The sequence below is a fragment of the Anaerococcus ihuae genome, assembly GCF_928368155.1.
GTDB classification, from domain to species: Bacteria; Bacillota; Clostridia; order Tissierellales; family Peptoniphilaceae; genus Anaerococcus; species Anaerococcus ihuae.
Genome location: NZ_CAKMRU010000002.1, coordinates 1 through 14,207, shown reverse-complemented (window position 1 = coordinate 14,207; position 14,207 = coordinate 1). Strand labels below are relative to the sequence as shown.

Genomic DNA, 14,207 nt, shown 5'->3' with positions numbered 1-14,207 from the left:
TTATAAATTATTAGTAATAAAACAAAACCCATCTCGAGCGAAAGTCGAGAGATCTCATGAGATTTCTCAAATTACTACTTTTTTTCGAAATGGGTTTATTTTTTAAACAGTCTGAAAGCAAAAATAGTTTTTTAATTTTGTTTATTTAAATAAGCTTTTAACCTATCAAAAATTAATAAGAATACCACTATCAAAATCAAAGCGTCTACTGACAAGAATGAATAGTTATATGCGAAAGCGTACAAGGTAAAATTAGTAAATCCTGCAGCTTTTGCTGTTGCCATATCATTAAAAAAGATAAAAGCACTGATAACATTGAACGCTCCACTTACTAAATATGAAATAATAATTGATGGTATATAAGAAAATTTGCTTTTGCTTTTTCCAAAAGAAATTCCAGAAATGGCAATTGCTGAAAAAGATAGGATATAATCCAATAAAGCTTGGGCTGGATGTAGTATTGTTGTTGCAGTAAGTAAATTCAAAACTCCAAAAATCAAAGCTGCCCACAAGCCTTTTTTAACTCCCCATCTTATTGCAAAAATCACAATTGGAAGTCTAGATGCTAGTGTTACTGATCCACCAAGTGGCATTTTAAATAAAACTACAAAAGAAAGTATAAAGGAAAGGGCGATTGACACTCCTCCTTCAACTATAAATCTTGTATTATTTTTCTCCATATTTTACTCCTTTTTTTCTGTTATATTTTATATAATAACAATTTTAAGTATATCACGTTAAGAAATAAAATGAAAATAATATGAAATAATATGAGAAAAGAATACTTTAAAAATGAAGAAAAATTAGTAAAATGTAGATATATTATTTACAAAAATTGAGGGATAAAATGAAAAAATTATTATATATATATAATCCAATGAGTGGGCAAAGGACTATAGGAAATTATTTAAGCTCGATTGTTGAATATTTCAGCAAAAATTCATATTTTCCAACAGTCTATGCAACTCAAAAGGCAAATGATGCCAGAGAAAAGGTCAAAGAATTTGCCAAGGATTATGATGAAATTTTGGTAAGCGGAGGCGATGGAACCTTGGATGAGGTTGTATCAGGTTTATTAAAAGCAAAAGAAAATTCAATAATAGGATACATTCCAACAGGATCGACCAATGATTTTGCAAGATCATTAAAAATTCCTTCTGATATAAAAAAATCTAGCAAATATGCCATACATGGCGAGGTCATGGATGTTGATGTTGGACAATTTAATTCTAAATTTTTTACCTACGTTGCAGCCTTCGGATCATTCGCCCAAGTTTCCTACGAAACGGACCAATCAATGAAAAATATTTTTGGAAGATTTGCCTATATTTTGGAAGGGGTAAAAACTGTTTCAAATTTAAAATCTTACAAGGCGAAAGTAAAAATTGATGATGAGGTTTTTGAAGGAGAATTTATCCATTTTATGGCGACTAATTCTGTTTCGGTTGGAGGCTTTAATAATTTTTATAATAAAAATATCGGCCTAGATGATGGAGTTTTTGAAGCTGTTTTGGTAAAAAAACCAAATGGACTAATAGAATTAAATCAGATTATTGATGGGCTTAGAAGTAAAAAAGAAAATGACAATATAATTTTTAGGTCAGGATCTGTTTTTAAAGTTGAAAGTGATGAAAAAATTGATTGGACTTTGGACGGAGATTTTGGCGGATCTTACAAAAAAAGTGAAGTCAAAGTTTTAAACAGGGCAGTTAAACTTAGGACTGGATTTTCAAAAGATAGCAAAGAGTTAATTTCCAATAAAAAAATTAATTGACAAAAGAATATAGAGGTAGTATACTGTAAAATTATTTGATTTTACTATTTGGCCAAAAAAGGTTATAATAATAGAGAGAACCTAGGAGGTCAAAATGTTTAAAATCGGTGATAAAATAGTTTATCCTATGCACGGGGCTGGGATAATAGATTCAGTACAAACCAAAGAATTTTTAGGCGAGGAAAAAGAATATTTTATACTCAAAATGCCTATAGGTAACATGGATATATCAATTCCAAAAGCAAATATCAATAAAATGAATATTAGGGATGTTATATCAAAAAAAGAAGGGGAAGAAATACTTGCAATTTTAGAAGAAGATCCAGAAGATTTAAATTCAAATTGGAACCTAAGATATAGGAAAAACCAAGAAATTTTAAAAACTGGAGATATTTTCAAAATTGCAGTTATGGTTAGAGACCTTGTTGCCTTGGACGATGACAAGGGACTTTCAACAACAGAAAAAAAGCTCTTGAACAGGGCAAGAAGAATTATGGCTAGTGAATTAGTCATGTCAGGCTCTCTTGAAAAAGATGAGGCCGAAAAAATGATTGATGAATCAATCGGACTATAAAAATAGGAGAAGATAATGTTAAATAGAATATTTCGAATTATGTTTTCTGTAATCGGAGCTATTCTAGGCATATCTGTATTAAAATTGGTACTATCTGTTGTGGATTTTACAATAGATAGTTCTGTTTTTTTCATTGCACTTAATGTCCTAATAGCTTTAGTATTTGCAGGCATATTTTATTTTCTATCAGGTTTTATTTATAAAGTGATGGAAGATGTATTTATGAAATTAGAAAAATATTTGGAGGACTTACCGCCTCTTAGTGTGGCAGTTGGAATAAGCGGAGTGATTGTAGGTTTAATTTTAGCCTTTCTTGCAACCAAACCATTAAGCTCTTTGTCGTTACCAGTAGTTGGTAATTCGATTTTTGTGCTATTATCCATTATTATTTATTTGGGCTTTGGACTTTTGGGTTGGAGAATTGCATCAAAATATCCGGACAAGTACCCTCAAATATTCCAAAAAGTAAAAGAAGTAAAAATTTCAAATAGAAGAGAGAATAAAAAAGAAAATTTAAAGGATACATCCTTAAAATTAATAGACACATCAGTTTTAATTGATGGGAGAATTTTGGATATTATAAAGATAAATTTTATTGAAGGAAAACTTATAATACCAGAATTTGTCCTAGAAGAACTCCAACACATAGCCGACAGTCCCGATGATTTGAAAAGAGAAAGGGGCAGACGTGGGCTTGATGTTGTAAAAGAGATTAAAAAAAATAAGGATATAAATCTTGAAATTAGTTCAAAAGATTTTCCAGAAATAAAAGAAGTTGATTCAAAACTTTTAAAATTTGCCCAAGAAAAAGGAGCAAAGATTTTTACAAATGACTATAACTTAAATAAGGTTGCAGATGTTCAAGGAATTACAGTTTTAAATATAAATGATTTGGCAAATGCAATGAAAACAAAAGTTTTACCTGGGGAGATAATGGAAATTGAAGTTATCAAAGAAGGAAAATCAAGAAACCAAGGAGTTGGATATCTTGAAGATGGAACTATGGTTGTTGTAGAAGATGGAAAAGATTTGATTGGAAAGAAAATTAATACAACAGTAACCAGTGTTTTGCAAACATCGGCTGGGAAAATGATATTTGTAAAAGCAAAGGAATAATATGATAGATGGCAAAAAAATATCGGCAGTAATTACGGCAGCTGGAAATGGACTTAGGATGAAATCCGACAAGGCAAAACCCTACATAGAAATTATGGGCAGAAAAATTCTAGAAATTAGCCTTGATACCATAGTAACTCTTGAAAAAATTGACCAAATAATTGTAGTGATAAGAAAAGAAGACGAAAATTATTTGAAAGATATTTTAAAAAAATATGAAAAGAAAATTTCCTATGTTTTTGGAAAAGAAACGAGAGAGCTTTCAACTTATGAGGGCCTAAAAGCTGTAGATAAAAATTCAAAATTGGTCTTAACCCACGATGGGGTAAGACCTTTTGCAAGCAAAGAATTATTTGAAAAAGTAATAGACAATTTGAAAGAGTATAAGGCTGTAATAAGTGCAGTTAAATCAAAAGATACGGTAAAAATTGTAGATGAAAATTTAATGGTAAAAACAACACCACTTAGAAAAGAGGTTTATAATGTTCAAACTCCACAAGCCTTTGACAAGGATATGATTTTGGATTTTTACCAAAAATATACACAAAGTAGTTTTACAATAACAGATGATAGCCAGCTTTTTGAAATATTTAGTAAAGAAAAAATAAAGGTAGTCGAAGGCGAATATTCAAATATAAAAATGACTACACCAGAAGATTTGATATTTGCTAGGGGTTTTTTAGAGGATTAAAATGAGAATTGGAATAGGATATGATGTTCACAAATTAGTTTATAATAGAAAACTAATTTTGGGTGGAGTAGAATTTCAGTATGAAAAAGGACTTTTGGGACATTCTGATGCAGATGTTTTGGTTCATGCCATAATGGATGCAATTTTGGGAGCCCTAAATCTTCCAGATATTGGAAATTTATTTCCAGACACTGACGATGAGTTTAAAGATATTTACTCAATCGAACTTCTTGATAGGGTTGTTAAATTAATGGAAGAAAAATCCTATAAAATTGAAAATTTGGATACGGTAATTATCTGTGAGCTTCCAAAAATTTCACCAAAAAGAGAAGAAATTCAAAAAAAATTGGCAAAACACTTAAAAACAGACCAAGAAAATGTATCAATCAAGGCTTCAACTTCAGAAAAACTTTCATTTACAGGACGAGGAGAAGGAATAGAAGCAAGAGCTGTGGTTTTATTAGAAAAAATCGATTAAAAATTAAATTTATAATTTAAATTATAGAAAGGATTAAAAAATGAAAAAATTATTTACTTCAGAATCAGTAACAGAAGGACATCCTGATAAGATTTGTGACCAAATTTCCGATGCAATATTGGACGAATGTTTAAAACAAGATAAAAATTCAAGAGTAGCTTGTGAATGTGTAACAACAACTGGTCTTGTCCTAGTTGTTGGAGAAATTTCAACAAACGCCTACGCACCAATAGAAAGCATAGCAAGAGATACAATAAAAGAAATTGGTTATGATGATCCAAAATTAGGATTTGATTATCAAAACGTAGCAGTTTTAACTTCTTTGATTGAACAATCTCCTGACATTGCTCAAGGTGTAAACGACTCAATGGATTTTAAATCTACAAATGATAAGTACGACAAAATCGGAGCAGGAGACCAAGGAATGGTTTTTGGTTATGCAGATGATGAAACAGAAGAATACCTTCCTTTATCAGTAGTTTATGCCCAAAAACTTGCACAAAGATTAACTTATGTAAGAAAAGAAAAAATTCTAGATTATTTAAGACCAGATGGAAAAAGTCAAGTTACAGTTGAATATGATGATGGAGAACTAAAAAGAGTAGATTCCGTAGTTATTTCAACCCAACACTCAGAAGATGTAAGTCTTGAACAAATTAAAAAAGATGTAATCGAAAAAGTTATAAAAGAAGTTATTGATCCAAAATACATCGACGATGATACTAAATTTTATATAAATCCAACAGGAAAATTTGTAGTTGGTGGACCAAAAGGTGACTCAGGCCTTACAGGAAGAAAAATAATCGTAGATGCCTACGGTGGATATTCAAAATCTGGTGGTGGAGCATTTTCTGGAAAAGATGCTACAAAAGTTGATAGATCAGCAGCTTACATGGCAAGATATGCAGCCAAAAATATGGTAGCAGCAGGCCTTTGCAAAAAATGTGAAATTGGAGTTGCTTATGCAATCGGAGTTGCAAAACCTCTATCAATTTATGTAGACAGTTTTGGAACAGGAAAATATGAAGACGAAAAACTTGCAGAAATTGTAAAAGAAGTTTTTGATTTTAGACCTCAAGCCATAATTGACAAATTAGATTTACAAAGACCAATTTTCAAAAAAACTGCAGCTTACGGACACTTTGGAAGAAATGATAAAGACTTTACTTGGGAAAAATTAGACCAAGTTGATAAATTAAAAAATAAATAGGAGAGGCCATGTCAAGGTTTAGAAAAAGTGTCGCAATAGATTTGGGAACAGCCTCAGTCCTAGTTTTTGTAGAAGATAAGGGAATTTGCCTAGAAGAACCTTCAGTTATAGCAAAAGACACTCTTACTGGAAAAATCCTTTCAGTTGGAAAAGATGCAAAGAAAATTTTGGGAAGAACTCCAGGAAATGTAATCGCCTTAAAGCCATTAAAAGATGGAGTTATTGCAGATTTTAATGCAACAGAAGAAATGCTAAAATATTTTTTGAAAAAATCTTTAGATAGGTCCTTATTCAAACCAGATCTTTTGATTTGTGTTCCAAGCAAGGCTACCCAAATTGAAAAAAGAGCAGTTCTTCAAGCAGCAGAAAATGCAGGAGCTCACAGAGTTTATTTGATAGACGAGCCTCTTGCAGCAGCAATCGGAGCCGACATAGATATTACAGATGAAAAAGGAAATATGGTTATAGATATTGGGGGAGGAACTTCTGATATTGCTGTGGTTTCTATGGGACAAATTGTGACAAGTGACTCTATAGAAATTTCTGGAGATACTTTTGACAATGATATAAAAGATCACATAAGAAAAAGATATAGGATGCTAATTGGAGATGCTAGTGCAGAAATGATAAAAATAAAATCCCAAGAAGCAGACTACACAGATTCAATAGAAGTTGTAGGAAGACTTATTGATGATGGGCTTCCTTCAAAAATATATCTTCCAGTTGGAGAAATTTATTCATGCTTACTCCCATCCATTGATAAAATTATAAATGGAGTAAAAAATGTTTTAGAGCAAACTCCACCAGAATTAGCTGCAGATTTGTATGAAAGGGGTATATTTTTAACAGGAGGCGGAGCCTTAACATTGGGTCTTGCTAAAAGAATCAATGAAAGACTTCAAATCGATGTAAAAATTGCAGAAGATCCAAGAGAATGTGTAATCAAGGGAACAGCAAACGCCCTTACTTGGATTGACAATATCGATGAAGAAAAGAATGAGTCAATGAAAGCCAAGCAAAAACAGCTTGAGAAAAAGGAAAAAATGAGGAGAAGATAATGACAAAAAAATTAGTTTTCGTAAGACATGGACAAAGTGAATGGAATCTTGCCAATAAATTTACAGGTTGGGTAGATGTGAATTTATCAGACAAGGGAGTTGAAGAAGCAAAAGAAGCTGGAAGAAAAATCAAAGAAGCAGGAATTAAATTTGATATTGCCTATACATCAATTTTAAAAAGAGCAATAAAAACTTGTAACTTTGCTCTTGAATATTCTGACCAAATGTATGTTCCAGTTGTGAAATCTTGGAGATTAAACGAACGTCACTATGGAGCGCTTCAAGGATTAAACAAAAAAGAAACAGCAGAAAAATACGGAGACGAACAAGTTCATATTTGGAGAAGATCATACGATACACTTCCACCAGCTCTATCAGAAGAAGAAGCAAAAGCACAAGCAAGCGAGGATAGATTTAAAGAATATCCACAAGATATAATTCCAGTTGCAGAAAACTTAAAAGTAACCCTCGAAAGATGTCTTCCATTTTATACAGATAATATTGCAAAAGACTTAATCGATGGAAAAACAGTTTTAGTTGCAGCACACGGAAACTCACTAAGAGCTATGGCAAAACATTTAGAAAAAATTTCAGATGATGACATAATGGATTTAGAAATTCCAACAGGTCAACCATTAGTTTACGAATTAGATGATAATCTAAATGTAATCAAAAAATATTATTTATAAAAAAGACATAAGGCCTCAAAACTTTTTGTTTTGAGGCTATTTTTTTAAGAAAAAATAATTAAAAGAGGAAAAAATGGAAAAAATAAAAATAATAGTTGATTCGGGAAGTTCGATTAGTCCTGAAGTGGCAAAAAAATATAATATGGGAATTATTTACTTTAAGATTCATATTGATGGTGAAACTTATACAGATCAAATTGATATTAAAAGTGAAGAATTTTTTGATAAACTTGGTAAAAGTGAAGAAAAAGTGACTACTTCAATTCCTGGAGTCGGAGAATTTACGGAAATGCTAAATGAGTATATAAATGAAGGTTATAATAAAATTCTTTGCTTTTCGATAGGATCATCGCTTTCTGGAATGAATAATATGATGAATTTGGCAAAAAATCACATAGAAAACAAAGATGTAACTATTGATATTATTGATACAGAAATTGCATCCCTACCCATATATTTTATAGCGACTAAGGCCGCAAAATCTGCACTAGCTGGTAAAAGTTACCAAGAAATTTATAAGGAGGCTATAGAAGATGTAAAAAAAGCAAATGTATTTGTAAGAGTAGATACTCTTGACTACCTTGTAAAAGGAGGTAGGTTACCAAAATCTATTGGTAAAGTAGCAAGTCTAATGAAATTCACACCTATTTTCACTATGAAAGAAGGAGAAATAAAAATCGCTAAAAGAGTAATAGGAAAAAAGAAATCTTTCAAAGAAATGGCGAAAATTCTTAAGGAAAAAATTCAAGATAAAAAAGAATACATTTTAGCAATTGGTGAAGGGAATAGTTTAGAAGAAATAAAAATAATAAAAGAATTATTAAAAGACGAAATAAAAAACGCAAAACTATTCAAAGAAATGTCAGTCCCACCAGTATTTGGAGTCCACCTAGGACCCAAATCTCTACTTGTAAGTGTTGTTGATTGCTAAAAAATACCAGGCCATGTATAGCTTGGTATTTTTTTTGTAAAAATGTTTGCAAAAAATTTTTAAGCGTGGTATTATATAAAAGTAAACGAAAGGAAATGAAATTAAATAAAATGTTTTTAGAAGAAAGATTGAAATTTATCGAAAGTAAACTTAATAAAGATTACAGGGTTAATGTTTCCGATTTGGCAGATGATCTTAATGTTTCTGAAGTAACTATAAGAAAAGATTTGAAAGAGCTTGAAGAGAAAAATATTGCCAAAAGAACCCACGGTGGAGCTATTAAGATTCAAAAAAATATAAAAGAACTTGCGGTTGATAACAAGAAAACCATAAATATAGATTTAAAAAAATCTATAGCCTTAAAGGCAAGTAAGTTTTTAGAAGATGACATAGTTATATTCTTAGATTCTGGAACTACAACTTATATGCTTGTTGATTATATTAAAAAATATAAAAATATAGAAGTTATTACATATGATTTAGGAATAGCCTACATCTTATCGGATTTTGAAAATATAAAAACATATTTATTAGGTGGATATGTAGATACAAAAACAAGAACCTTATCTTCTATTGATGGACTTGAGAACTTATCAAGACTGCATGCAGACATTTGTTTTATGGGTACAGATGCCTATGATGAAAAGTTTGTTTACTCAACATCAGAAAAAAAAGGAAGGATAAAAAGAAAAATGATTGAAAATTCTAATTTATCCATAATGATGACAGATAGCAGTAAATTTGGGAAAACAGGTTTCTATTCTTTCAACAAGTGTGATGAATTTGATTATTTTATAACTGAAGATTTTAAATCTAACATTTAAAAATTCAAAGGAGGGATTATGAAAGAGGTAATGATAATAGCCGATGATCTGACGGGTGCCAATGCAAATTGTGCCTTGATGAAGGGGATAGGCTTAACAACTGCAAGTATCACTGGAAACGATATTAGTGATCTTCGTGGAGAAATTGATGTATTTGCTTTTACAACCGACTCTAGGGCTATGAGTTCAGCTCAAGCTTATAAAAGAGTTTTTGAAAAAGTTAATAAAGTTAAAAAAGATGAAGTAATTTTATATTCTAAAAGGATAGATTCTACCCTAAGAGGAAACCTAGGATCGGAACTTAAGGCTTATCAAGATGCTTTAGGAAATAAAAGCTTGGCTATTTGTGTTCCATCTTTTCCAGATTCTAAAAGAATTGTAGTAAACGATTTTATGTACGTAGATGGAATTCCCTTGATGAATACAGATGCAGGCAAGGATTCAAAAATATCAGCCGTATCTAACTTGGTTAGCGAGAATTTTAAAAAAGATTATGAAGGAAAAATCAAACATATATCTATAAATGATATTGAAAAGGGTCTTGAAAATATAAAAAAATTAATAATTGAAAATAAAGACTATGACCTTCTTATATTTGATGCTATAACAAATGAGCAAATAAGAATGATTGCTAAAGCAAGTATAGAAAGCAAAGTAAACTTTATTAGCGTAGATCCAGGTCCATTTACAAAAGAAGTAACAAAAATTCTTTATAAGCAAAGTCACATTAGTACAAAGGCTTTAGCAGTAATCGGCTCAGTTACAAATGTGACAATTAATCAAATGAAACAATTATACAAAAATTTCAATTCTTTTAAACTTGAAGTAGATCCTATAAAACTAATAGACATAAACCTAGCTTTAGAAGAGATCGAAAGAGCAACAAATCTTGCAGAAAAAGAGTTAAAGGAAAGGAAATTAGTTATAATAACTACAACACCAGATGATATTGCAAAAAGACTTGATTTAAAATCAATCTCTGAAGAAAAAAATATGAGTATTGATGACCTATCTCTTATGATTTCTAGAGGACTTGCCAAAATTGCAAAAAAAATAATAGTTAAGGACAAGGCAATATCTGGGGCCTTTACTTCTGGAGGAGATGTAACAATAGCAGTAACAGAAGAGCTTGGCAGCCAAGGAATTGAAATAAGAGAAGAAATAGAACCTCTAGTTGCCTATGGAAGACTTATAGGTGGATGTGTAGATGGTTTAAAAATTGTAAGTAAGGGTGGCATGGTTGGAACAGACCAAATAATGGTAAAATGTATCGACAGATTATTAAGCAAAGGAGAATAAAAATGAAAAGAAGTAGAATAGCAGTAACATTAGGAGATCCAGCAGGAATAGGACCAGAAATAGTAGTAAAAACATTTAATGTAAAAGAATTGTATAACCAAGCTGATATAGTTTTGGTAGGAGATAAAAATGTTTTAGAAAAAGCCTTAAAAGTTACAGGCCTTGATTTAAAAATAAATATTATTGAACATGTAAACGAAGGAAAATATGAATTTGGAACAATAGATTTAATAGATTTAAAAAATATGCCAGAAGATTATGAATTTGGAGAAGTAAGTGCAGCTTGTGGTAAGGCAGCTTATGAATATATTTTTAAAGCAGGTGAGCTTGCTATGAATGGAGAAGTAGAATCTGTTGCTACATCACCAATCAATAAAGAATCATTAAGGGCAGCTGATATACCATTTATAGGGCATACAGAAATGTTTGAAAAAATATCTGGAGTAAAAGATCCACTTACAATGTTTGAAGTAGAAGGACTGAGAGTGTTTTTCTTATCAAGACACCTTTCACTAAAAGATGCAATAGATCAAGTTAAATATGATAAGGTTTATGAATACATTGAAAGATGTACAGAAGCTATGAAGAGATTAGGAGTTGAAGGAACTCTTGCAGTTGCTGGATTAAATCCACACTCAGGCGAGCATGGCTTGTTTGGATACGAAGAGGTAGAAGAGATTAGTCCAGCAATAGAAGATGCTAAGAAAAAAGGATTTGATGTCGTAGGACCTGTTGGAGCTGATTCTGTATTTGCCCAAGGACTTCAAGGAAAATATGGAGCAGTTTTGTCACTTTATCACGATCAAGGACACATTGCTACAAAAACATATAACTTTATGAAGACAATTTCACTTACAAATTCAATGCCATTTTTAAGAACTTCTGTAGACCATGGAACAGCCTTTGATGTTGCAGGAAAAAATATTGCATCAGAAGTAAGCATGGTAGAGGCTGTGAAACTTGCTGCAAAATATGGCCCACAATTTAGAAGATAGTAGGTAAAATATGTCAGATAATAGAATATTAATAGCCTTAATAGTAGGACTTGTCCTACTAATAGGGCTTATTGTAAAAACAAAAATACATACATTTTTAGCTCTTATTATTTCAGCTCTTTTTATAGGAGTGGCCGGCGGAATGCCTTATGAAGAAGTAATAAAAAGTGTAACGGATGGATTTGGAGGTACACTTGGAAGTATAGGAATAATAATTGGATTTGGGGTAATGATGGGACAGCTTTTTGAAATTTCAAATGCTGCAAAGAGAATGGCCCTAACCTTTATAAAAATATTTGGTAAGGGTAGGGAAGATTTGGCCATGGCCATTACAGGATTTTTAGTTTCAATTCCAATTTATTGTGACTCAGGCTTTATAATTTTATTTCCAGTGGCAAAGGCCCTATCAAAAAATACAAGAAAATCAGTTATTACATTAGGACTTGCCCTAGCATCAGGACTTGTAATAACCCATACCTTGGTTCCACCAACTCCAGGACCTGTAGGAGCTGCTGGAATTTTTGGAGCAAATGTAGGTGCTGTTATTTTGTGGGGTATAGTAATAGCAATACCGATGGTTGTAGCAACCTTATTATACGCTAGATACTATGGGAAAAAGGTTTACCAATTGCCAGATGAAAATGGAGATTGGATAAGACCAGAAATTCAAGAAGAAAGTAAAATAGTTGATTATAGATTAGATGAAAATGAAAAAATGCCATCAGCAACAATAGCATTTTTACCAATAATAGTTCCTATAATACTCATCTTAATAAATACAATAATAGGAGCTCTTTCAAAAGTAAAAGGATTTGAAATAAAAGGAATTTTAAGTGCTTTTGTATTTTTGGGAACACCTATAGTTGCTGTTGGAATAGGTTTAGTAATAGCGATTATTACCCTAACTAAAAATATGTCAAGAGATAAGGTGATAAAAGAGTTAGAAATAGGCATCCAGTCTGCAGGAATAATAATTCTTGTCACAGGTGGTGGAGGAGCCTTAGGAAAAGTTCTAACAGAATCTGGTGTCGGATCTAATATAGCAACTTCAATTTCAAAGATGAAAATAAATCCATTGTTGTTGCCATTTATAATATCAACATTAATTAGATTTATACAAGGGTCAGGAACGGTTGCTATGTTAACATCAGCATCAATTTCAGCTCCTATAGTTTTAGAGTTGGGAGTAGATCCAGTGTTTGCAACCCTATCAGCCTGTGTTGGATCAATATTTTTCTCATACTTTAATGATTCTTTTTTCTGGGTTGTAAACAGATCGTTAGGTTTAACAAAGGCCAAAGAGCAAATAAAGGGATATTCAATAATATCAACAATTGCTTGGGCTGTTGGATTTGTTTCAATAGTTATTTTAAACCTACTATTTGGTTAAAATTATAAAACTTCATGATAAATCCCATGGGTATTTATTGTGGAGTTTTTAATTTATGAATATTTCCTTGGCTATAGATTATAAACGGAAAATTAAAAGGAGTAGGTATGAAAATTTTATATGTTGAAATAGAAAATAAGAAAAAGATTTTAATAGAAAAAATAAAAAAAGGTATATTTTAAATAATCTAAAATATCAACTTTCTGATATAAATGATCTAATAGAAAAAGAAATAAACCCTTTAAAGCCTGATCTTTTAAGTTTGGAGGAAGTGAGTGGACCTTATAAAATTTTAAGTCCAATAGAATATCCAAAACAAGATATAATTTGTATAGGGATGAATTATCTAGATCATAAAGATGAGCTTGAACTTGTTTCTAAAGAAGATTTTGCCAAAAATGTTGATACAATTTATTTTTCTAAGAGAGCAAATAAAATTCTTGGAAATGAAGAAAAGATTCTTTTAAATGAAAAAATAACCGATTGTCTTGATTATGAAATCGAACTTGGAGTGATTATTGGAAAAGATTGTAAAAATGTAAAGGCGAATGAGGCTAAAAATTATATATTTGGTTTTACAATTTTTAATGACCTTTCAGCAAGAGAACTTCAAACTAAATACAAACAATGGTACTATGGAAAAAGTTTTGATGGTTCGTCTGTAATGGGCCTTGTATTTTGTTAAATGATGGAAGTTTTGATTATAATAATTTAAGGCTTAGAACAAAAATAAATGGAGAAATAAGGCAAGAAAATTCTACAAAAAATATGATTTTATCTGTGGATAAAATGATTGAAAATTTGTCGGAAGCTATGACCTTAAAAAAAGGCACTATCATAGCAACAGGTACTCCATCTGGAGTTGGAATGGCCTTTGATCCTCCTAGATTTTTGAAAAAATATGATGAAACTGAAATGGAAATTGAAAAAATTGGTGTTTTAAAAAATAAAGTAGGATAAGATATAAAAAAGCAAGATACTTCTTGCTTCAGGTTGTTGACAAACTAAAAATATGCCCATTTCGACCGAACGTAGTGAGTGGAGAAATCTAGTGAGATCTCTTGTATCATATAGTTGTAGTCATTCTATGGAAATTTACAATAGAATATTATACACTAAACATAGTGTTGTGGAATGTTTGATATCTCTATAGCTTTGACTATTTCATGGAGACTACA

14 protein-coding genes and 1 pseudogene are annotated in these 14,207 nt (G+C 31.1%); 14 read left to right on the top strand and 1 reads right to left on the bottom strand.

Annotated elements, in window-relative coordinates; translation table 11 throughout:
- Positions 1 to 131: 131 nt before the first annotated feature.
- Entirely contained in the window at positions 132 to 680 is a 549-nt protein-coding gene (locus tag L6653_RS05365; RefSeq protein ID WP_236785847.1) for an energy-coupled thiamine transporter ThiT, read from the bottom strand.
- Positions 681 to 847: 167 nt separating this feature from the next.
- Here L6653_RS05365 and L6653_RS05360 point away from each other — a divergent pair, with 167 nt between their 5' ends.
- The 14 genes and pseudogenes from L6653_RS05360 to L6653_RS08815 all read left to right on the top strand — a co-directional run bounded on the left by L6653_RS05360 (position 848) and on the right by L6653_RS08815 (position 13,989).
- Positions 848 to 1,774, top strand: coding sequence for a diacylglycerol/lipid kinase family protein (locus L6653_RS05360; protein WP_236785846.1), 927 nt, complete (start codon positions 848 to 850; stop codon positions 1,772 to 1,774).
- A gap of 94 nt (positions 1,775 to 1,868) precedes the next feature.
- Positions 1,869 to 2,348 (top strand): CarD family transcriptional regulator, encoded by a 480-nt coding sequence (locus tag L6653_RS05355; RefSeq protein ID WP_060802728.1) that lies wholly within the window; start codon positions 1,869 to 1,871, stop codon positions 2,346 to 2,348.
- A gap of 15 nt (positions 2,349 to 2,363) precedes the next feature.
- Positions 2,364 to 3,464 (top strand): PIN/TRAM domain-containing protein, encoded by a 1,101-nt coding sequence (locus L6653_RS05350; RefSeq protein WP_236785845.1) that lies wholly within the window; start codon positions 2,364 to 2,366, stop codon positions 3,462 to 3,464.
- Position 3,465: 1 nt separating this feature from the next.
- On the top strand, positions 3,466 to 4,155 hold the full coding sequence (ispD, locus tag L6653_RS05345) for a 2-C-methyl-D-erythritol 4-phosphate cytidylyltransferase (RefSeq protein WP_236785844.1): 690 nt from the start codon (positions 3,466 to 3,468) through the stop codon (positions 4,153 to 4,155).
- Between the two features lies 1 nt (position 4,156).
- Entirely contained in the window at positions 4,157 to 4,633 is a 477-nt protein-coding gene (gene ispF / locus L6653_RS05340; RefSeq protein ID WP_236785843.1) for a 2-C-methyl-D-erythritol 2,4-cyclodiphosphate synthase, read from the top strand.
- 40 nt (positions 4,634 to 4,673) lie between these two features.
- Complete coding sequence (metK, locus tag L6653_RS05335) at positions 4,674 to 5,843, top strand: methionine adenosyltransferase (protein WP_060802732.1); 1,170 nt, start codon at positions 4,674 to 4,676, stop codon at positions 5,841 to 5,843.
- Positions 5,844 to 5,851: 8 nt separating this feature from the next.
- On the top strand, positions 5,852 to 6,901 hold the full coding sequence (locus L6653_RS05330) for a rod shape-determining protein (RefSeq protein ID WP_236785842.1): 1,050 nt from the start codon (positions 5,852 to 5,854) through the stop codon (positions 6,899 to 6,901).
- Positions 6,901 to 7,590 carry a 2,3-diphosphoglycerate-dependent phosphoglycerate mutase gene (gpmA, locus tag L6653_RS05325; RefSeq protein WP_236785841.1) on the top strand — a complete coding sequence of 230 codons (690 nt, stop codon included), beginning with the start codon at positions 6,901 to 6,903 and terminating at the stop codon, positions 7,588 to 7,590. Before L6653_RS05330 ends, gpmA begins: the two co-directional genes overlap by 1 nt.
- 73 nt (positions 7,591 to 7,663) lie before the next feature.
- Positions 7,664 to 8,521 carry a DegV family protein gene (locus tag L6653_RS05320; protein WP_236785840.1) on the top strand — a complete coding sequence of 286 codons (858 nt, stop codon included), beginning with the start codon at positions 7,664 to 7,666 and terminating at the stop codon, positions 8,519 to 8,521.
- 95 nt (positions 8,522 to 8,616) lie between these two features.
- The gene (locus L6653_RS05315) at positions 8,617 to 9,345 is read left to right on the top strand and encodes a DeoR/GlpR family DNA-binding transcription regulator (protein WP_162489897.1); all 729 of its coding nucleotides are present in this window, start codon (positions 8,617 to 8,619) and stop codon (positions 9,343 to 9,345) included.
- Between the two features lie 18 nt (positions 9,346 to 9,363).
- Positions 9,364 to 10,644 carry a four-carbon acid sugar kinase family protein gene (locus L6653_RS05310; RefSeq protein WP_049690019.1) on the top strand — a complete coding sequence of 427 codons (1,281 nt, stop codon included), beginning with the start codon at positions 9,364 to 9,366 and terminating at the stop codon, positions 10,642 to 10,644.
- A 2-nt stretch (positions 10,645 to 10,646) separates the two neighbouring features.
- Positions 10,647 to 11,639 carry a 4-hydroxythreonine-4-phosphate dehydrogenase PdxA gene (gene pdxA / locus L6653_RS05305; protein ID WP_236785839.1) on the top strand — a complete coding sequence of 331 codons (993 nt, stop codon included), beginning with the start codon at positions 10,647 to 10,649 and terminating at the stop codon, positions 11,637 to 11,639.
- A gap of 10 nt (positions 11,640 to 11,649) precedes the next feature.
- Positions 11,650 to 13,029 carry a GntP family permease gene (locus tag L6653_RS05300; protein ID WP_236785838.1) on the top strand — a complete coding sequence of 460 codons (1,380 nt, stop codon included), beginning with the start codon at positions 11,650 to 11,652 and terminating at the stop codon, positions 13,027 to 13,029.
- 337 nt (positions 13,030 to 13,366) lie between these two features.
- A pseudogene (locus L6653_RS08815) lies at positions 13,367 to 13,989 on the top strand (fumarylacetoacetate hydrolase family protein).
- Positions 13,990 to 14,207: the final 218 nt, after the last annotated feature.

Bases quoted from the DNA above. Each gene is read 5' to 3' on its own strand.
- L6653_RS05365 (WP_236785847.1), bottom strand. From the start codon at position 680: ATGGAGAAAAATAATACAAGATTTATAGTTGAAGGAGGAGTGTCAATC.
- L6653_RS05360 (WP_236785846.1), top strand. From the start codon at position 848: ATGAAAAAATTATTATATATATATAATCCAATGAGTGGGCAAAGGACT.
- L6653_RS05355 (WP_060802728.1), top strand. From the start codon at position 1,869: ATGTTTAAAATCGGTGATAAAATAGTTTATCCTATGCACGGGGCTGGG.
- L6653_RS05350 (WP_236785845.1), top strand. From the start codon at position 2,364: ATGTTAAATAGAATATTTCGAATTATGTTTTCTGTAATCGGAGCTATT.
- ispD (WP_236785844.1), top strand. From the start codon at position 3,466: ATGATAGATGGCAAAAAAATATCGGCAGTAATTACGGCAGCTGGAAAT.
- ispF (WP_236785843.1), top strand. From the start codon at position 4,157: ATGAGAATTGGAATAGGATATGATGTTCACAAATTAGTTTATAATAGA.
- metK (WP_060802732.1), top strand. From the start codon at position 4,674: ATGAAAAAATTATTTACTTCAGAATCAGTAACAGAAGGACATCCTGAT.
- L6653_RS05330 (WP_236785842.1), top strand. From the start codon at position 5,852: ATGTCAAGGTTTAGAAAAAGTGTCGCAATAGATTTGGGAACAGCCTCA.
- gpmA (WP_236785841.1), top strand. From the start codon at position 6,901: ATGACAAAAAAATTAGTTTTCGTAAGACATGGACAAAGTGAATGGAAT.
- L6653_RS05320 (WP_236785840.1), top strand. From the start codon at position 7,664: ATGGAAAAAATAAAAATAATAGTTGATTCGGGAAGTTCGATTAGTCCT.
- L6653_RS05315 (WP_162489897.1), top strand. From the start codon at position 8,617: ATGAAATTAAATAAAATGTTTTTAGAAGAAAGATTGAAATTTATCGAA.
- L6653_RS05310 (WP_049690019.1), top strand. From the start codon at position 9,364: ATGAAAGAGGTAATGATAATAGCCGATGATCTGACGGGTGCCAATGCA.
- pdxA (WP_236785839.1), top strand. From the start codon at position 10,647: ATGAAAAGAAGTAGAATAGCAGTAACATTAGGAGATCCAGCAGGAATA.
- L6653_RS05300 (WP_236785838.1), top strand. From the start codon at position 11,650: ATGTCAGATAATAGAATATTAATAGCCTTAATAGTAGGACTTGTCCTA.